This window comes from Pseudomonas sp. LBUM1640, assembly GCF_059716225.1.
In genome coordinates, this window is the sequence record NZ_CP166816.1 from 5,360,651 (window position 1) to 5,377,869 (window position 17,219).

18 protein-coding genes are annotated in these 17,219 nt (G+C 58.4%); 12 read left to right on the top strand and 6 right to left on the bottom strand.

Annotated features, from left to right (window positions below; translation table 11 throughout):
* Nucleotides 1-90: 90 nt before the first annotated feature.
* The 4 genes from ACA065_RS23620 (at nucleotide 91) to ACA065_RS23635 (ending at nucleotide 3,757) form a co-directional block, all read left to right on the top strand.
* On the top strand, nucleotides 91-1,341 hold the full coding sequence (locus ACA065_RS23620; protein WP_167663725.1) for a ribonucleotide-diphosphate reductase subunit beta: 1,251 nt from the start codon (nucleotides 91-93) through the stop codon (nucleotides 1,339-1,341).
* 312 nt (nucleotides 1,342-1,653) lie between these two features.
* Complete coding sequence (locus ACA065_RS23625) at nucleotides 1,654-2,232, top strand: BRO-N domain-containing protein (RefSeq protein ID WP_497691747.1); 579 nt, start codon at nucleotides 1,654-1,656, stop codon at nucleotides 2,230-2,232.
* A gap of 99 nt (nucleotides 2,233-2,331) precedes the next feature.
* Nucleotides 2,332-3,045, top strand: a complete 714-nt coding sequence (locus ACA065_RS23630) for an HNH endonuclease (protein WP_497691748.1) — start codon at nucleotides 2,332-2,334, stop codon at nucleotides 3,043-3,045.
* 70 nt (nucleotides 3,046-3,115) lie between these two features.
* On the top strand, nucleotides 3,116-3,757 hold the full coding sequence (locus ACA065_RS23635; protein ID WP_497695410.1) for an HAD-IB family hydrolase: 642 nt from the start codon (nucleotides 3,116-3,118) through the stop codon (nucleotides 3,755-3,757).
* 123 nt (nucleotides 3,758-3,880) lie between these two features.
* Here the strand turns inward: ACA065_RS23635 and ACA065_RS23640 are convergent, their stop codons facing one another.
* On the bottom strand, nucleotides 3,881-4,105 hold the full coding sequence (locus ACA065_RS23640; RefSeq protein ID WP_497691749.1) for an AbrB/MazE/SpoVT family DNA-binding domain-containing protein: 225 nt from the start codon (nucleotides 4,103-4,105) through the stop codon (nucleotides 3,881-3,883).
* Between the two features lie 187 nt (nucleotides 4,106-4,292).
* On the bottom strand, nucleotides 4,293-5,252 hold the full coding sequence (locus ACA065_RS23645; RefSeq protein WP_497691750.1) for a LysR family transcriptional regulator: 960 nt from the start codon (nucleotides 5,250-5,252) through the stop codon (nucleotides 4,293-4,295).
* A gap of 228 nt (nucleotides 5,253-5,480) precedes the next feature.
* Here ACA065_RS23645 and argH point away from each other — a divergent pair, with 228 nt between their 5' ends.
* The 7 genes from argH to ACA065_RS23680 all read left to right on the top strand — a co-directional run bounded on the left by argH (nucleotide 5,481) and on the right by ACA065_RS23680 (nucleotide 12,449).
* A complete protein-coding gene (gene argH, locus ACA065_RS23650; RefSeq protein ID WP_497691751.1) occupies nucleotides 5,481-6,908 on the top strand; it encodes an argininosuccinate lyase in 1,428 nt (475 codons plus the stop codon).
* A gap of 161 nt (nucleotides 6,909-7,069) precedes the next feature.
* Nucleotides 7,070-7,948 (top strand): amino acid ABC transporter permease, encoded by an 879-nt coding sequence (locus tag ACA065_RS23655; protein ID WP_497691752.1) that lies wholly within the window; start codon nucleotides 7,070-7,072, stop codon nucleotides 7,946-7,948.
* Between the two features lie 24 nt (nucleotides 7,949-7,972).
* The gene (locus ACA065_RS23660; protein WP_017134648.1) at nucleotides 7,973-8,737 is read left to right on the top strand and encodes an amino acid ABC transporter ATP-binding protein; all 765 of its coding nucleotides are present in this window, start codon (nucleotides 7,973-7,975) and stop codon (nucleotides 8,735-8,737) included.
* Between the two features lie 25 nt (nucleotides 8,738-8,762).
* Entirely contained in the window at nucleotides 8,763-9,584 is an 822-nt protein-coding gene (locus ACA065_RS23665; RefSeq protein WP_497691753.1) for an ABC transporter substrate-binding protein, read from the top strand.
* Nucleotides 9,585-9,745: 161 nt separating this feature from the next.
* Entirely contained in the window at nucleotides 9,746-10,921 is a 1,176-nt protein-coding gene (locus tag ACA065_RS23670) for an MFS transporter (RefSeq protein ID WP_497691754.1), read from the top strand.
* A gap of 92 nt (nucleotides 10,922-11,013) precedes the next feature.
* On the top strand, nucleotides 11,014-11,961 hold the full coding sequence (locus ACA065_RS23675; protein ID WP_497691755.1) for a hypothetical protein: 948 nt from the start codon (nucleotides 11,014-11,016) through the stop codon (nucleotides 11,959-11,961).
* Between the two features lie 107 nt (nucleotides 11,962-12,068).
* On the top strand, nucleotides 12,069-12,449 hold the full coding sequence (locus ACA065_RS23680) for a helix-turn-helix domain-containing protein (RefSeq protein ID WP_497691756.1): 381 nt from the start codon (nucleotides 12,069-12,071) through the stop codon (nucleotides 12,447-12,449).
* Here the strand turns inward: ACA065_RS23680 and ACA065_RS23685 are convergent.
* Together ACA065_RS23685 and ACA065_RS23690 are read right to left on the bottom strand one after the other, a co-directional pair.
* Nucleotides 12,379-12,936, bottom strand: coding sequence for an AAA family ATPase (locus ACA065_RS23685; RefSeq protein WP_497691757.1), 558 nt, complete (start codon nucleotides 12,934-12,936; stop codon nucleotides 12,379-12,381). The two genes, ACA065_RS23680 and ACA065_RS23685, sit on opposite strands and share 71 nt — an antisense overlap.
* 38 nt (nucleotides 12,937-12,974) lie before the next feature.
* Nucleotides 12,975-13,913 carry a GlxA family transcriptional regulator gene (locus tag ACA065_RS23690; RefSeq protein ID WP_497695411.1) on the bottom strand — a complete coding sequence of 313 codons (939 nt, stop codon included), beginning with the start codon at nucleotides 13,911-13,913 and terminating at the stop codon, nucleotides 12,975-12,977.
* A 115-nt stretch (nucleotides 13,914-14,028) separates the two neighbouring features.
* Between ACA065_RS23690 and ACA065_RS23695 the strand changes: the two genes are divergently transcribed.
* On the top strand, nucleotides 14,029-14,820 hold the full coding sequence (locus ACA065_RS23695) for an SDR family NAD(P)-dependent oxidoreductase (RefSeq protein WP_497691758.1): 792 nt from the start codon (nucleotides 14,029-14,031) through the stop codon (nucleotides 14,818-14,820).
* Nucleotides 14,821-14,832: 12 nt separating this feature from the next.
* Here the strand turns inward: ACA065_RS23695 and ACA065_RS23700 are convergent, their stop codons facing one another.
* The gene (locus tag ACA065_RS23700; RefSeq protein WP_497691759.1) at nucleotides 14,833-16,335 is read right to left on the bottom strand and encodes an amidase family protein; all 1,503 of its coding nucleotides are present in this window, start codon (nucleotides 16,333-16,335) and stop codon (nucleotides 14,833-14,835) included.
* Nucleotides 16,336-16,424: 89 nt separating this feature from the next.
* A complete protein-coding gene (locus tag ACA065_RS23705; RefSeq protein ID WP_497691760.1) occupies nucleotides 16,425-17,204 on the bottom strand; it encodes a hypothetical protein in 780 nt (259 codons plus the stop codon).
* Nucleotides 17,205-17,219 lie beyond the last annotated feature (15 nt).

Consider the following 17,219-nt stretch of genomic DNA (forward strand, 5'->3'; position numbering starts at 1 on the left):
AAGATCCACCGCGGCCTCTGGGCCGTGTGAACACCCAACCATCCGGTTTCACACGGGCACCTTGAGCCCTCACGCAGGAGACGACACGTCATGCTGAGCTGGGACGAATTCGACAAAGAAGAAGACGGCGAAGTAGTTGCCAAAGGCGCCAACGCCGGCCACGCCACCGAAGCCAACATGGACCGCCTTGACGGCGCCGGCGCTGCTGCCGCCATCGAAGCCCGCGCCGTCACCGCCAATGACTCCGCCGCCATCGTGCGCGCCAAGGCCGCCCTCGACAAACTCGACGTCGCCGAAGGCCTAGCCGAGCTTGAAGGCTCCGCCGCCCGCGTCGCCGTTGACGAAAAGCGCATGATCAACTGCCGCGCCGACCTCAACCAACTCGTGCCGTTCAAGTACGACTGGGCCTGGCAGAAGTACCTCGACGGCTGCGCCAACCACTGGATGCCGCAAGAGGTCAACATGACCGCCGACATCGCCCTGTGGAAAACCCCCGAAGGCCTGACCGACGACGAACGCCGCATCGTCATGCGCAACCTCGGCTTCTTCTCCACCGCCGACTCCCTGGTTGCCAACAACCTGGTGCTGGCCGTGTACCGCCTGATCACCAACCCGGAGTGCCGCCAGTACATCCTGCGCCAGGCCTTCGAAGAAGCGATCCACACCCACGCCTACCAGTACTGCATCGAATCGTTGGCCATGGATGAAGGCGAGATCTTCAACATGTACCACGAGATCCCATCGGTCGCCAAAAAGGCAGCCTGGGGCCTCAAGTACACCCGTTCGATCTCCGATCCGAAGTTCGAAACCGGCACCGTCGAGACCGACAAAGAACTGCTGCGCAACCTCGTCGCTTACTACTGCGTCCTGGAAGGCATCTTCTTCTACTGCGGCTTCACCCAGATTTTGTCCATGGGCCGCCGCAACAAAATGACCGGCGTGGCCGAGCAGTTCCAGTACATCCTGCGTGATGAGTCGATGCACCTGAACTTCGGTATCGACGTGATCAACCAGATCAAAATCGAAAACCCGCATTTGTGGGATGCTGAGATGAAGGAAGAAGCGACCCAGATGATCCTGCAAGGGACTCAGCTGGAGATTGAATATGCTCGCGACACCATGCCGCGCGGCGTGTTGGGCATGAATGCGGCGATGATGGAGGATTACCTCAAGTTCATCGCTAACCGTCGTTTGTCGCAGATTGGCTTGAAGGAAGAGTACCCAGGCACGACGAATCCGTTCCCGTGGATGAGCGAGATTATGGACTTGAAGAAAGAGAAGAACTTCTTCGAAACCCGCGTGATCGAGTACCAGACTGGCGGCGCGCTGAGCTGGGATTAATTCCTAAGCCGGCAACATCAAGAAGCCCTGACATGTTCAGGGCTTTTTTATGCTCAGGGATCTAAATAGGAGCCTTCTTACACCAAGATCATCCATACAAGGGTTGATGCGATTTTCAATGCTGAATAGTCTCGCCCACCGGTGCCTAAGAAACGCCCAACGTAGAAGCTAGCCTCACTTACAGCCAAAATCCGCCTGATCTCAGTCATGCGAACTTAATGCTGGGTTGAGACCCGGCCCGTTGGAGTTTCTTAAATCCGCTCTCTACGTTGGGCTACTGCCCTTGCGACAATCACGTAGAGATCATAGGAAATGCCTAGCCAATATCTGCTCGACTTGCCGACAGCCAAGAAGGTTGCCACGGCTGAGCCCCTTGTTGCCGTCGTTTTCACCCGCCAAAACCTTCAACTTCACACCCTCCTTTTAGAAAACCAACCCTGGTTCTGCGCTCGCGACCTTGGGCGTTTGATGGGCTGGTACTTGGATGAGCGAACGACGCGCAAGCTCGATGAGGACCAACGAAGAACCCTAAAGCTACTGTTTCACGGCCAGCCGCAAGAAATGCTGATGATCAGTGAGTCCGGTGCTTACGCGTTGTTGGTCTATCACTACACACCGGGGAATCGCCTACTGCGTAGCTGGCTGACTCATGAAGTGGTTCCCACGTTGCGGGACGAGCGCCAGCCACGAACGGTAGAGCGACCGTTGTTGAGCATGTTGGATTGGCCAGAGATGTCGTTGAATCTGCTGCATTGGCAGGATGAAGGCTGGATTAGGCTTCGGGATATGCCGTATTTGTTAGTGAATCGAACCTATCGGAGAGAATCAGCAAAGACTCCGTGGTGGCGCAAGCTCATTCAACCTTTCCGAATGAAGCAGCGATTTCACTAAATTCGGCGACAACCAAATCCGACCGAGTCGTAGGAAATTTCGTAGACGCCATAATGGCTACTCAGTATCGTCCGAGGGTTTTCTACCCTCGGCGGCTGTATGGATATTGCAAAAGACAAAACGGACTGGAACGACGCGGAATTGGCAGCGGCGGTCGAGGCGTACTTGAAGATGTTGGCCTGGGAAAAGAGCGGCCAACCTTTCAACAAAGCGCTCGAAAACCGCCTTCTGCGTGAAGGCCCAGTGGCAGGCCGTGCGAAGGGTTCTATTGAATTTCGCATGCAAAATATTTCCACCGTGCTCGTTCGTCTGGGCTGGGACCGTATTGAAGGTTATAAGCCCGCAAAGAACGTGGGTACAGGCGTAGAGCAACGCATCCGTCAAGCGCTTGCCGCGCAGGGTGTATTCGAATCCGAAGACGCAGCCCAAACGGCAGATGAGCAAACGCTTATCCGCCGCGCATCCAAACTGCAGCAGCAACCTTTCCAAAAGCTACCGGATGGCATCGCCCAGCCGCAGAAAGTATCGACCGTCAGCACCGCCTTTGTCCGCGACCCAAAGGTACGCGCCTGGGTACTAAAAGAAGCCAAGGGCATCTGCGAAGGCTGCGGTTCAAACGCACCTTTCGAGGTCGATGGTTTGCCATTTCTTGAAGTACATCACGTCAAGCACCTCGCCCAGAAGGGTTCGGATCGCATCACCAATGCTGTAGCCTTGTGCCCCAATTGCCATCAGCGTTGTCACCGGTCGAGTGATCGGGACGAATTCACCGCTGGGCTTTACTCAAAGATAAGCCGATTGATACGCGAGTAAACTCCTGTTGTCACAGCTGATGCACGCTCAAAAATACTAGATAGGACCGAGGCCACCCGTGAACCCAGACATGCTCGAAGCCGGCCCCGTAGACGCCAAAGTACTCTCCGTCTTTGACTTCGACGGCACCCTGACCCACCACGACAGTTTCGTGCCATTCCTCAAGTTTGCCTTTGGCACCGGCGAGTTTTATGGCCGGATGGTCAAGCTGGCGGTGCCTGGGCTGCGCTTTTTGCTGCGCCAGATCAGCCGGGATGAGTTGAAGGCGCAGTTGATCCGCACCTTTATGACGGGGGTGGAGAAGGCGTGGGTGCAGCAGAAGGCCGAGGAGTACTGCCAGCGTAATTGGGCGCGGTTGATGCGCCCGGCTGGGGTGCTCTCGGTGGAGCAGGAGTTGGGGTCGGGGGCGGTGGTGACGCTGTGTTCGGCGTCGCCGGCGTTGGTGTTGCAGCCGTTTGCGAATCGGCTGGGGATCAGGTTGATCGGCACTGAGCTTGAGGTGGTCGACGGGGTGTTGACGGGCAAGCTCACGGGGAATAATTGCCGCTGTGAGAATAAGGTGCTGCGCCTTGAGGCGGTGTATGGGGATTTGGGCGAGTATCGGCTGCGGGCTTGGGGCGATACGCGTGGGGATCGGGAGTTGTTGGCGGCGGCGCAGGATGCGCATTTTCGGCATTTTCATGCGAAGAAGAAGCGCAAGCAGCTGCGGTAGTCGTGCACTAGCATGGGGTGATAGGGGTTGAGAGAGTGAATCACATTGCCCCGAATTTAGTTTCCATTAAGCCCAATCTAGAAGGTTGGGCTTTTTTACACGCGCAGTAATTCGATACCTAACTCAATTCTTACGGACGGTTTCTGTCTCAGCCTCGTTGATCAGATCGTCGAGGTAACCGTGGATGGGCATCTCGTTGGCGTCGAGCCGTTCCTGAACTATGTGATTCAACTCAAGAACCTCCAATCGGTCATCCTCAGGCATAAAGTCGTCGGACGCTGATTCGCCATGGAGGAAGTAGCTGTCCCAAGTGCTTTCTGCTGGGGGACTGTTTTTTGTTTGAGTCATGAGTATCCCTCCTTCGATTTGGCTAAAGACAATACAAGTCAGGTTGTTTGTTGCCTAGGCGGAAAATGTATCGATGTGAATGGCAGGCTCGACAGGGAAACCGAGGCGATCCCTTCGCAGCCTCGCTGGGGCTCGACAGCTCCCACATTTGAGCTTCGTGAGCTTGTTGATCGGTGTTCGGCGTGGTTTATGTCGCGGCTTTGAGGTCTACGCCCAGCGCTGTGGCGAAGGCTTTTACCATCGGGCTTCTTGGCGCGTTGTGGCGCAGGATCAGGTTGAAGGCGGTGCTCAGGTAGACTTGCTCCGGGCATAAAGCGCGTAGGCGCCCTTCCCTTACCAGCGGCGCGGCGTAGTGTTGCGGCAGGAAGCCGAGGAAGCGGCCGGTGAGGATCAGGATGGCGACGGCTTCAACCTGTGAGGCCGAGGCGGACTGGCTGTCGTAGGTGACGAAATTGGCTTTGTCGCGGTGGATCGCGTACCGGTGGTTGACCACTTCGTATTGGCGCAGCACTTCCGGTGTGATGTCGCTCGCGTTGAACAGCGGGTGTCCTACGGCGCAGTAGGCGTGGGCTTTTTCTTCGTACAGCGGGAAGTAGTCGAATTCTTCGCGACGTTGGTACACCGGGACGATGCCGACGATTAGCCGCCCTTCCACCACGCCGCGTTCAACTTCGTCCAGTTGCGAGGCATGTAGGCGCAATCTAATTTTTGGTGATTCGCTGTGTAGTTTCCCCAGGGCGGTAATAAGCGGCGAATTAACGTCGGAGACGGTGTTATCAATAACGCCCACACTAAGGTCGCCGATGAGTTCGTTTTGCGCCGAACTAAGCTTGTCGCGAAAACTGTCCACCGAGGTAAATAACTCGATGGAGGCTTGATACACCAACTTGCCCTCTTCGGTCAGGCCGAAGCCTTCCCGGCCCCGCGTACACAGGCGCATGCCGATGCGGATTTCGAGGTCGGAGATCTGTTTGCTGATGGCCGCCAGGCCCACGTTCAGCTCGTTTTGCGCGGCGCTGAAGCCGCCTGCTTCCACCACGGCCATGAACACGCGCAGCAATTTGAAGTCCAGCCCGCTCAGTTGCAGGGGCGGCCGAGTGCCGGGTTTTGGTGGCATGTTTCCAGAAGTGGAAAGTGGGGTTTCCATAATACGCGTTGACCTCAAGTGCCATATTCAACAGGCTTCAACCCAATCCTTGAACATAGCCAGGCGGCGATAATGGCCGTAAACATCGGCCCTTGGCAACCTTGAATATAGCGGGTTGAACAGCACACAGAGGCTGATTTAACACCCGTAAAAACCTGACACTACGATCAGGTCTTTTTAGTTTTTTACTGCCTCCGACTCTTCTAAAAACAAGCGTGAGGAATACCGATGTCCCAGCCCACCGACCGCCTTTGGGGCGCTCGTTTCAAGACCGGCCCGTCTGCTGCTTTGGCCGCGTTGTCGCGTTGCCCCGAGCGCTATTTCCGTCTGACGCCCTACGACCTGGCCGGCTCCCGTGCCCATGCCCGAGAGTTGCAGCGCGCCGGTTTGCTGGATGAGTCCGAGACCCTGCGCACCCTGGAGGCCCTGGACCGTATCGGTGAAGACTTCGCCGCTGGGCGCCTGCATCCAACCCTGGGTGACGAGGACGTGCACACCTTTATCGAACGCGTATTGACCGAGCGCCTGGGCGCCTTGGGCGGCAAGCTGCGCGCCGGGCGTTCGCGTAATGATCAAACCGCCAATGACCTGCGTCTTTTCCTACGCGACCATGCGCGCACCATCACCACCGAAGTATTGGGTTTGCAGCAGGCGTTGGTCGAGCAGGCTGAGCAGCACATCGAAAGCATCTGCCCGGGCTTTACGCATTTGCAGCAGGCGCAACCGATTGTGTTTGCCCACCATTTGCTGGCCCACGCGCAGTCGATGCTGCGTGATGTGCAGCGCCTGGTGGATTGGGATGCGCGCACGGCGTTGTCGCCATTGGGTGCGGCGGCGATGGCAGGCTCGGCGATTGCGCGGCAGCCGGAGCATTCGGCCAAGGAAATGGGCTACACCGGGCCGTGCGAAAACTCCATTGATGCCGTCGCCAGCCGTGACCATGTGGCGGAGTTTCTGTTTGTGGCGGGCATGCTCGGGGTGAATATTTCGCGGCTGTCGGAGGAGTTTTGCCTGTGGTCGTCGCGCCAGTTTCGCTGGGTGGTGTTGGACGATGCCTACGCCACTGGCAGCTCGATCATGCCGCAGAAAAAGAACCCGGACATTGCCGAACTGGCGCGCGGCAAGGCTGGGCGTTTGATTGGCAACCTGACCGGGTTGATGTCGACACTCAAGTCGTTGCCGCTATCGTACAACCGCGATTTGAGTGAAGACAAACACAGCGTGTTGGACAGCGTGGATACGTTGCTGCTGGTGCTGCCGGCAATGGCCGGAATGGTCGCGACCATGAAGGTGCAAGTGGCAGAGCTGCGCCGGCAAGCGCCGATGGGCTTCACCTTGGCGACTGAGGTGGCGGATTGGCTGGCCACGCGGGGTGTACCGTTTAAAGAGGCGCATGAGATTACCGGCGCCTTGGTGCAGGCCTGTGAGAAGCATGAGATTGAGTTGTGGGAAGCCTCGCCGGCGATGTTGGCGCAGGTGGATGCTCGGCTGCTGCCTGAGGCGCGGGACTGCTTGACCCTGGAGGCGGCGATTGCGGCCCGCAGTGGTTGGGGTGGCACGGCGCCGGAGCGGGTGCGGGAGCAGATTGGGCGGTTGAAGGTGGCGTTGGCTGAACAGCAGAAGTGGGCTGAGAGCTACACCGGGTTTCGTATCTGACGATCGTTCCCACGCTCCCGCGTGGGAATGCCGCCTAGGGCGCTCCGCGTCCCGTTGTAAGGCTCAAGTCCTGCGCGAGGGTGACGCGGAGCGTCGCGGGATGCATTCCCACGCGGAGCGTGGGAACGATCAAGCAACACGTATTTTTTTGGAGAATCACCATGAACCAAACCCCGGCGGAGCGCTTGGAAGCTGAGCGCAAGTTGTCCGAGAACCAGTTCGATATCACGCAGTACGAGCACGTGCCGCGTCGTTATTACGGGCGGATGTTTTTTGCCACGTTGATCGTAATCGCCCTGGCCGCGTTGTTGCGCGCCTTTGCCAATGGCCAGATCGAATGGTCCTACATCGGGCAGTTCCTTACGTCTGAGGCCATTCTGTGGGGCCTGGTGAACACCATCGTCATGTCGGTTCTGGCGATGGCGCTGGGCGTGGTGATCGGGGTGATCACGGCGATCATGCGCATGTCGGCCAACCCGATCCTGCGGTATGTAGCGATCACCTACACCTGGCTGTTCCGGGGCACGCCGCTGATTCTGCAGCTGTTGTTGTGGTTCAACCTGGCGCTGATTTTCCCGGTGATCGCGATTCCCGGTGTGTTCAGCATCGACACCGTCGACCTGATGACACCGTTCGTGGCCGCCCTGCTCGGCCTGAGTATCAACCAGGGCGCCTATACCGCCGAAGTAGTGCGCGCGGGTTTGCTGTCGGTCGACACTGGCCAGTACGAAGCCGCCAAGTCCATTGGCATGCCGAGCCTGCAAGCGTTGCGTAGGGTAATTCTGCCGCAGGCGATGCGGGTGATCATTCCGCCGGTAGGCAACGAGTTCATCAGCATGGTGAAAATGACCAGCCTGGCCAGCGTGATCCAGTACTCGGAGCTGTTGCACAACGCGCAAAACATCTACTACGCCAACGCCCGTGTCATGGAGCTGCTGATTGTGGCCGGCATCTGGTACTTGGCGGTGGTGACTGTTCTTTCATTTGGTCAAAGCCGCCTCGAGCGTCGTTTTGCCCGCGGCGCCGGCAAGCGTTCGTAAGTCTGGGTTGAGGAGATTTGCCCCATGAGAAGCATCGTCAAGGCCGTCAACCTGAACAAGTATTACGACCAGTATCACGCGCTGCGCGACATCAATATCGAGGTCGAGCAAGGCGAAGTGATGTGCATCATCGGCCCGTCCGGCTCGGGTAAAAGCACGCTGCTGCGCTGCGTCAACCAACTGGAAAAAATCGACAAGGGCGGCCTGTGGGTCGACGGCGAACTGGTGGGTTACCGCGTCGTCGGCAACAAGCTGCATGAGATGAATGAATCGCAGATCGCCCGCCAGCGCCTGGCGACCGGCATGGTGTTCCAGCGCTTCAATTTGTTCCCGCACATGACCGTGTTGCAAAACATCATCGAAGGCCCGGTGCAGGTGCTCAAGCGCTCGCCCAAGGAAGCCATCGAGGACGCGCTGGAGTTGCTGGCCCGCGTCGGCCTGGCGGACAAGCGCAATGCCTACCCGGTGGAATTGTCCGGCGGCCAGCAACAGCGTGTGGCCATTGCCCGCGCGTTGGCGATGCGCCCCAAGTTGATGTTGTTTGACGAACCCACGTCAGCCCTCGACCCGGAGCTGGTAGGCGAAGTGCTGTCGGTGATGCGCGATTTGGCCACCACCGGCATGACCATGATTGTGGTCACCCATGAGTTGGGCTTCGCCCGCGAAGTGTCCAACCGCATGGTGTTTATGGACGCCGGCCAGATTGTGGAAGCCGGCAGCCCCGAAGAAATTCTAATAAGCCCACAAAACCCGCGTACCCAAAGCTTTATTTCTGCCGTTCGCACTTAACTAAAAAACTAACGAGAACGCCCCCATGAAAAAAATGTTTATCCCAACGTTGCTCGCAGGCCTGATGGCCTCCTCGTGTGTATTCGCGGCATTGCCGGCGGCAATCAAGGACAAGGGTGAGATCAGCGCGGCCATCGTGCCGAACTACCCGCCGATGGATTTCAAGGACACCGCCACCAATAAACTCACCGGTTTGGACTTCGACCTGGGCAATGCCCTGGCCGAGCGGCTGGGCGTGAAGATCAAGTGGCAGGAAACCGGCTTCGAGCAGATGCTCAGCGGCCTGACCACCAAGCGCGTGGATATCGTGCTGTCAGGCATGAGCGACACCGCCGAGCGCCAAAAGGCCGTGACCTTCATCGATTACTTCACCAGCGGCCCGCAGCTGTACACCCTGGCCAAACGTGAAGACCTCAAGGAATTGACTGACCTGTGCGGTAAAAAAGTCGGCACCAGCCGCCGTACTACCTGGCCGTCGGAAATTGCCGCGTGGAGCAAGGAAAACTGCGAAGCGGCGGGTAAACCGGCGATCGTGGTGATCGGCACTGAAGGCTCGGCGGATGCACGCGCGCAGTTGCAGCAGAACCGTTTGGACGCGGCGATGCAGGGCAGCGAGACGATTCCTTATTTGATGTCGCTGGATAAGGGCAAGTACAAGCCGGTAGGCCTGGCGATTTCCAAGCAGTTCACGGGGCTGGGGATTGAGAAGAGCAACACCGAGTTGGTCACAGCGATCAGTGAGGCGTTGCAGGGCATGATTGATGATGGGACCTACGGCAAGATCCTGAAGAAGTGGGATCTGGAACAGGGTGCCGTGGAAAAAATCACCATCAATGCCGGCCAGTAACTCGATCTAAATGTGGGAGCGGGCTTGCTCGCGAATGCGGTCTGTCAGTGCCAAATGTACCGACTGATCCACCGCTTTCGCGAGCAAGCCCGCTCCCACAGGGTTCAGCTGCGTATGAAAGATCCCGATCAGTAATAAGAATAAGGACATCCGCCCCCACCGTGGCCACCTACTCCCTGGTAATCCGCCGCCTGATGATCTGCTCGGTGACCATCGTCGTCAGCCGCGCAATGACCAGCCCGCTGCTGGCCCTTTGGCTAAGCACGCGCTTGGGCCTCAACCAGCAGGACATCGGCCTGCTGATGGGCATCGCCGTGTTCATCGCCACACTGCTCGGGCTCTACGGCGGCTACATCATCGACCGCCTGGAAAAGCGCAAACTGCTGATCCTGGCCATGCTTTCCAGCTCCATCGGTTTTTTGTTGCTGACCTTTGCCAGCAACCTCTACCTCACCACCCTGACCTTGGTGATTACCGAAGCCGCATCGGCGTTGTTCCTGATTGGCTCCAAGGCCATCATCAGCGAAAACCTGCCGGTGGGTGATCGCGCCAAAGTGTTTTCCCTGCGCTACACCCTCACCAACGTCGGTTACGCCACCGGCCCGATGGTGGGCGTGGTGATCGCCGGGCAGGTGCCTTGGGCGCCGTTCCTGATCGCCAGCGCCATCGCCTTGGGCAGTATGTTCCTGATGATCGGCATTGCCCCGACTCAGCGCGACGACAGCAATAAGCCCTTGAGTTTTCTGACCACCCTGCGCACCTTGCGCAGCGACCGCACGCTGATTCTGTTCACCAGCGGCAGCCTGTTGAGCACCATTGTCCACGGGCGCTACACCCTTTATCTGTCGCAGTTCTTGCTAGTGGCCTACAAGCCCGCCGAGGCGCTGAAGATTCTGTCGGCGGTGCTGGCCTGCAACGCCATCACCGTGATTTTGATGCAATACCAGATCGGCCGTTTTCTCAAGCGCGAACAGCTGCGCTACTGGATTGTGCTGGGCACGTTGTTGTTCATTGTCGGGCTGATCGGTTTTAGCCTGGCGGACAGCCTGGTCACCTGGTGCCTGGCGATGTTCGTGTTTACCTTGGGCGAGATGATCATCTACCCCTCGGAATTCCTGTTTATCGACACCATCGCCCCGGACGCGCTACGCGGCAGTTACTACGGCGCGCAGAACCTGGCAGCGTTTGGCGGGGCGATGAGCCCGGTGATTTGCGGTTACTTGCTGATCAATGCGGCCCCGGTCAGCATGTTCTATGCCCTCGGCGCGCTGACCGCCGCGGGTGGCACGTTATGCTTCTTAAGCGGGCGGCGTGTGGCTGGCACGCCTCATATCTAATGTGGGAGCGAGCTTGCTCCCACATTTTTTGATCTCCGTAACGGCGAAGTTTTGCGTAATATCCAGTAATTCATCTCACGGATCCGAGCCCCATGAAATTCGACACGGCCTACAGCCTGAGTCTCGATGAAAAGCTGTCGATCTACGACGTACGAGACCTGAATTTCGACGAAACCAGCCCTTTCGACTCCGACAAGGACAGCTTTCTGTGCCCCAACGACGAATGCCGCGCGGCGTTCGATACGGGCAATGCGCTGAGCACCTTCAACGCGAAAAACGTCAACTACCAGCGCACGCCGCACTTCAAGAACAAGGCCAGCACTCAACACATTGACGGCTGCCGCTATGCCAGCACGCACAAGACCGCTACCAGTGAAAGTGATGACGAGCGCGAGGAAAATTTCCCATCGGAATTTGTACTGACGCGACGTCAGTACGAACGCAAGACAGCGGTGATTGGCAATGAAGGTTCTGCCCCACAAACGCCAACGAAAGCACCTTCAAATCGCGCCGTCGTTTCCCACAGCGCCAGCGATACCACCCCGGATAAAACCAGCGTGTTCGCTCATCCGGTGGAATGCTATGTGTCCAACATCGACGACAAAGACAAGCTCAAGCGCATGCCCTTGAAGATCGGCGATCACACGGCAACCTACTGGACGTTTTTCAAGAAAATCGAATACCTGCAGGACAACAAGGGCCTGATCTACTGGGGGAAAATCAAAGAGATCAAGGACTACACCGCCAGCGTTCGCATCGACTTCGAAAAGAAAGTGTGGCTCGACAAAAAGCCCTACTCGGTCAACGTCTACCTGAGCAAAAAACTCATCGAGAACTACCGCAAGCGCACGGCCTTTTTGGAGCAGATCAAGGCGGCGGTGGACAGTGAAAAAGCGCTGTATTGCTTCTTCTATGGGGTAACGCCGGAATTGAAACAGGTGCCTAGCAAGAAGAACCCCGAGCAGACGTTCGGGGTGTTCAGCGCGAATATCGAGAACTTGGATCGCTTGATCATTCGGGAGGCGCCGGGGGTGGAATAGTGGGTGGCTGAAATGCCATCAAAAAAATCCAGTTGATGAGCGGTCAAAACAACTGTACAAAAACACAGTATAGTTTGCCCTCCCCCGTCGAACCCTGGAGAAACCCCATGTCCTCTCTGGCAATGAGCTCTTTTGTAGAACAGCAGATCGTCCTGCATCAATTCACCGCCAAGCACAGTGTGCAGGCCCGCGCGATGCTCGGTTGGAGCCGGGAAGAACTGGCCCGCCAGGCCGGGCAGGCGGTTGAAGCGGTGCAACGCTTTGAAAGCCAGGGCGATGTGGATGATGACACCCGTTTGGCATTGGCCTTTCGGCTGGAAGCTGAAGGGCTGGTGTTTTTCCCGGGGTTTGCGCCGGGGTGGGGCATGAGTGCGCGCAGGTTTGACAGCGCCCCGGCCGAACCCGCCGCACAAAGCATTATCTCGCGGTTGATGGGCTCAGCAGCGGCATCAACTGATTCACCAGCGCCTCAACCGAATGGTGCGTAGAGTCCAACCGGATCACCGGGCAGGTCAGCGGCTTCAACCAGCTTTCATGCCGGCGCAGGCTGCGAAGGCTATGGTTGCCGCCATCGTAACGGGCAGCCCAGGCGAGAAACGCGACGCTGTTTTCATGGCGGCTGCCGCCCTCCAGTATCCGGTCGCCGTAGCGCTGCACTTCCCTCGCCTGCAAACGGTGCAGGCGAACGTGCGGGTCTACACGCAGGAACACCACATGGGTGAACTGCGCGATCATCACATCGCCCCAGCCGCACAGTGAGCCCGAGAGCACCCAGCCTTCGAGGCCGGCACTCTGTTCCTGTAACAGACGAGTGCGCTCATCCCGCAACCGGGCAACGGTGAAAGGCTCCTCGGTTGGCTGCCAGTAGAAGTCGTCGGAGTCGAAATAAACCACATTCAGGCGTTCGGCCAGGGCTTTGCCCAGGGTCGTGGTGCCCGCACCCGCCGCACCGAGGATGTGAATTTTGTAGCTCATGGTTTCCCCCGTTGCAGTGAGTGTAATCCGTTGGCGCATCAGGCTTGCAGTTGCAGCGCGCGGCGCATCATTTGTGGCGGCTGGCCGAAGGCGCGTAGGAAGGCACGGCGCATGCGCTCCGGGTCACCGAAGCCGGTATCTCGGGCGATGATGTCGATGGGGTGGTCGCCGGACTCAAGCATCAGGCGCGCCGCTTCAATACGCAGCCGTTCGATTGCCTTGGCTGGGGTTTGCCCGGTTTCGCTGCGAAACAGGCGGCTGAACTGGCGCGGGCTGAGGTGGGCGACTTGCGCGAGTTGCTCGACCGACAGCTCCTCCTGCAAGTGCTGGCGAGCGTAGGCCAGGGCCGTTTGCACACGGTCGGATTTGGGGTCGATCTCCAGCAATGCGGAAAACTGCGACTGGCCGCCTGCACGCCGATGGTAGATCACCAACTTGCGCGCCACCTCGCGCGCCACCTCTACGCCCAGGTCGTTTTCGACCAGAGCCAGTGCCAGGTCGAGGCAGGCGGTCATGCCGGCGGAGGTCCAAAGTGGGCCGTCGACAGTGAAGATGCGGTCTTCCTCCAACCTTACATTGGGGTAGGCCTGGCGAAAGGCGCGGGCGTGATACCAGTGGGTGGTTGCCTTGCGTCCTTCCAGCAAACCGGCCGCTGCCAGGTGGAAGGCGCCGGTGCAGGCGCTGGTAACGCGGCGCGACGTCACCACGGCTTGTTGCAAGTAGGCGAGCATGCCGGGGCTGGTTTCCAGTACGTCGTTGTCTCCCGCCACTAACAACGTGTCATATGGGCGCAGACCGAAGGGCACGGTATCAATGGCAAACCCCATGGAGCTTTTGACCAGGCCGCCCTTCTCAGAGACCAGGTCTACCCGATAGAACGGCTGCTGCATTTCCAGGTTGGCGAATTCGAACACCGTGCTCGTGCTCAAATTGAGCATCTGAAACTGCGGAAACAGCAAAATACCGACAGACACCATGGTCAAACCTCATGTCTTTAAAGGAGGGATATATGACATTGCAGCCATTACGTTACACCCATAATCTGGGTTCCAACAAGGCCGCCCCTTCCTCGGCCATCCTGGAGCAACTGCAATGACTCAAACCAAAGGTTATGCCTTGATCACCGGCGCCTCTTCCGGCATTGGTGCCCTCTACGCCGACCGCCTGGCTCGCCAGGGTTACGACCTGATTCTGGTGGCACGTAATCAGCAGCGATTGGAGCAATTGGCGACGCGACTCCAGGCCGATACCCAACGGGACGTCCAAGTCGTGGTTGCCGACCTTAACCTGGCGTCCGACCTGGCACGTATCGAACACATCCTGCATGAAGACAGCCGCATCAGCCTGCTGGTGAACAATGCCGGTGTCGGCGCCACCGCATCCTTACTGGAGTCGGATGCAGACAAGATGGACGCAATGATCCTGCTCAATGTGCTGGCCCTGACCCGCCTGGCCAAGGCCGCTGCGACCAATTTTGTCGCCCAGGGGCGCGGCACCTTGATCAACATTGGCTCGATCGTGGCTGTCGCGCCAAAATTGCTGAACGGTGTGTACGGCGGTACGAAAGCATTTGTGCAGGCGTTCAGCGAGTCGCTCGAGCATGAACTGCGCGACAAGGGTGTGCGCGTTCAAGTGGTGCTGCCTGGGGCCACCGCCACTGAGTTCTGGGATGTCGCAGGACTGCCAGTGAATAACCTGCCCGAGACGATGGTGATGACCGCCGAAAATCTGGTGGATGCGGCCCTGGCAGGGCTCGCCCAAGGTGAGACGGTCACCATTCCATCGCTGCCCGACAGCCTGGATTGGGAGGCCTACGAAACAGCGCGCCTGGCCCTGGGCCCTAACCTGTCACATCGCAGCCCTGCGGCACGTTACGCCGTGTAGTCAGCTCAACAGTTAAAGCCCAGGCTTTGTTGCCGCCTGGGCCGCCTGTTCATAGCCATAGGCGACAGCCAACAAGGTGGGTTCGGACCAACGGGTGCCGAAAAAGTAGGCGCCAGTCGGTAGGCCGTCCTCATCGGTTCCGGAAGGCAAAGTGATCCCTGGGTAACCGGCGACTGCCGTACCAAAGTAACTGTTGGTGGCGAAGTCAGACACCATGACGTCCAGGTTTTGCGCACTGATCGGGTCATCCACGGTGTTGCGAAAATCCTGGATAAGCTCGTCCCACAGCGTCTTGCGCTGCTGCGGAGTCAGGGTGGAGGCGCTGACTTCCTTGAGCAGGGGTTGGTGATCGGTCTCAGTGCCATCGCGGTCTTCGTTGAACTTTATCAACTCGGTCAATGACTTGACTGGCAATCCTGGGCGATTGGCCAAGTAGGCATTCAACTCCTCCTTCACATCAGAGAGCAGCAGTTCGTCGTAGCGTGACGCGTCGGCCAGACGTAAATTGACCGGGACCAGAATGGCGCCTTGCTCGCGAAGCACTTCCAGTGTCCTACTAAATTGTGGGCTGTTTTCCACCGGCAGGCTTTCACCGTTCGAGGTAAACATCGTGGGGTAGCCGATACGCTTACCCTTTAAAGCACCCGGAACCAACAGGTTGGTGTAATCGATACCTTGCGGTGCTCCCAGGCTTTCAGGGTCGTGAGGGTCACTGCCCGACATCGCATTGAGCATCAACGCCACATCATGTACCGAACGAGCCATTGGGCCAGGCGTGTCTTGCCGGTGGCTGGCGGGAATGATCCCGTTGCGATTCAACAAGCCGACGCTGGGCTTGAGCCCCACCACACCGTTGAATGCCGCCGGCACGATGATCGAGCCATTCGTTTCAGCGCCTACGGCCAAAGGTGCCAGCCCGGCAGCAACCGCTGCGGCAGACCCCGAACTGGAGCCGCCGACATCGGCATCCGGGTGGTGCGGGTTGCGGGTTTGCCCACCGCGGCTGCTGCTGCCGTCGGGCCCACCGCGAAAACCGGCCAGTTCAGTCATATTGGTTTTACCCAGGATCACCGCGCCTTGCTTGAGCAGGTAATCCACAATCGGAGCATTCTTGTCGGCAGGTGTACCCACCAGCCCGAATGCACCTGCACTGGTTTGCATGCCCGTGGTTTCGATGGTGTCCTTGAGCAAAATGGGAATGCCATGCAACGGCCCGCGCACGTTGCCATTGGCACGTTCGCGATCCAGCTCGCGCGCGCTCGCCAGCGCCTTGGGGTTGGTTTCAATGACCGCGCGCAGTTGCGGGTCCAACTGGCGGATACGTGCCTGCAGGTAGCTGACCAAATCAACCGAGGTGAGACCGTTCGGTCTGGCCATTTGCTCGCCAAGTTCGCGAACACCGGCGTACTCGGTGCCAGGGAGAATAGGTTTCGCATCGGCAGGTGGGCCGCCCGCGGCCAGCGACTGCGCACCCTGTCGGATGATCGAATACATGCCATAAGCAACGGCAACCATTTGGACTCTCCTGAGTTCCGAAACATGAAGGATCAACGCTGACCCGTTCGCCATTCTAAGAACCCCAGCCTATTCCCGACGTTAAGACCTTAACTACTCACATCGTAGGAGGGTTCAACACGCGGCGTAGTTACCCCTTGGCCGCGCGACCCACCACCGGTGCTCTGTCGATAGGCGCACAGCAATGTGGGCAATGCACTACGTGCCCAACGTGCGGCATAAAACCAGAGCTTTGCCCCACCCTCCAGCGGTTCGCAAAGCGAGGGATAGCCGCTGGTGCAAGCACCATGAAACGCTGCGCTCTGGCCGTCGGACACTAAGGCATCAAGACGATGCTCGATCACGAGGTCATCAATCTCATTACGCTGCAAAGTGAATTGAAGGCTGGAATCTTCACGTCGTGCGTCCACCGGCACCAATTGCGCACCGGCCTGGCGCAGGATGTCGAAAGCTCGGAGCAAGGCTGCGCTGTGTTGGACGGGCTCGTAATGCCCCTCGCGCACGTACCGTTCAGCGAACCCGATGCGCCAGCCCGACAGCGTCAGGGAAGCGGTGAAGGTGGTGTTATTCATTACCAGGGGCACTTCCACCATCACCGGCCCGGTGGGATCGACACCGCTCAAGGCGACGAGGGACAGCGCAGGATCTCGCAAAGGTTTAATCAGCGGGCCGATGGCGTTATAGCCGGGAATAAGCGCGTGCCCCTTAGGGTGTTCGGCGCCGAAGACAATACCGCCTGGGCTGGCTTTATTGGTTTGCGCCAGGGCTGGCTCTGGCCGCATGCCGAGCGCTTCGCAAGCCCCCGGCAAATAAGGTTCAAAGCGACAGGGCAAACCCAATCGCCAATGCTCCCTACAATTTTTTTCCATCAGAACCTGCCCCCC

Bases quoted from the DNA above. Each gene is read 5' to 3' on its own strand.
- ACA065_RS23630 (WP_497691748.1), top strand. From the start codon at position 2,332: ATGGATATTGCAAAAGACAAAACGGACTGGAACGACGCGGAATTGGCA.
- ACA065_RS23705 (WP_497691760.1), bottom strand. From the start codon at position 17,204: ATGGAAAAAAATTGTAGGGAGCATTGGCGATTGGGTTTGCCCTGTCGC.
- ACA065_RS23640 (WP_497691749.1), bottom strand. From the start codon at position 4,105: ATGACTCAAACAAAAAACAGTCCCCCAGCAGAAAGCACTTGGGACAGC.
- argH (WP_497691751.1), top strand. From the start codon at position 5,481: ATGTCCCAGCCCACCGACCGCCTTTGGGGCGCTCGTTTCAAGACCGGC.
- ACA065_RS23635 (WP_497695410.1), top strand. From the start codon at position 3,116: ATGCTCGAAGCCGGCCCCGTAGACGCCAAAGTACTCTCCGTCTTTGAC.
- ACA065_RS23625 (WP_497691747.1), top strand. From the start codon at position 1,654: ATGCCTAGCCAATATCTGCTCGACTTGCCGACAGCCAAGAAGGTTGCC.
- ACA065_RS23685 (WP_497691757.1), bottom strand. From the start codon at position 12,936: ATGAGCTACAAAATTCACATCCTCGGTGCGGCGGGTGCGGGCACCACG.
- ACA065_RS23700 (WP_497691759.1), bottom strand. From the start codon at position 16,335: ATGGTTGCCGTTGCTTATGGCATGTATTCGATCATCCGACAGGGTGCG.
- ACA065_RS23680 (WP_497691756.1), top strand. From the start codon at position 12,069: ATGTCCTCTCTGGCAATGAGCTCTTTTGTAGAACAGCAGATCGTCCTG.
- ACA065_RS23675 (WP_497691755.1), top strand. From the start codon at position 11,014: ATGAAATTCGACACGGCCTACAGCCTGAGTCTCGATGAAAAGCTGTCG.
- ACA065_RS23645 (WP_497691750.1), bottom strand. From the start codon at position 5,252: ATGGAAACCCCACTTTCCACTTCTGGAAACATGCCACCAAAACCCGGC.
- ACA065_RS23660 (WP_017134648.1), top strand. From the start codon at position 7,973: ATGAGAAGCATCGTCAAGGCCGTCAACCTGAACAAGTATTACGACCAG.
- ACA065_RS23655 (WP_497691752.1), top strand. From the start codon at position 7,070: ATGAACCAAACCCCGGCGGAGCGCTTGGAAGCTGAGCGCAAGTTGTCC.
- ACA065_RS23665 (WP_497691753.1), top strand. From the start codon at position 8,763: ATGAAAAAAATGTTTATCCCAACGTTGCTCGCAGGCCTGATGGCCTCC.
- ACA065_RS23690 (WP_497695411.1), bottom strand. From the start codon at position 13,913: ATGGTGTCTGTCGGTATTTTGCTGTTTCCGCAGTTTCAGATGCTCAAT.
- ACA065_RS23620 (WP_167663725.1), top strand. From the start codon at position 91: ATGCTGAGCTGGGACGAATTCGACAAAGAAGAAGACGGCGAAGTAGTT.
- ACA065_RS23695 (WP_497691758.1), top strand. From the start codon at position 14,029: ATGACTCAAACCAAAGGTTATGCCTTGATCACCGGCGCCTCTTCCGGC.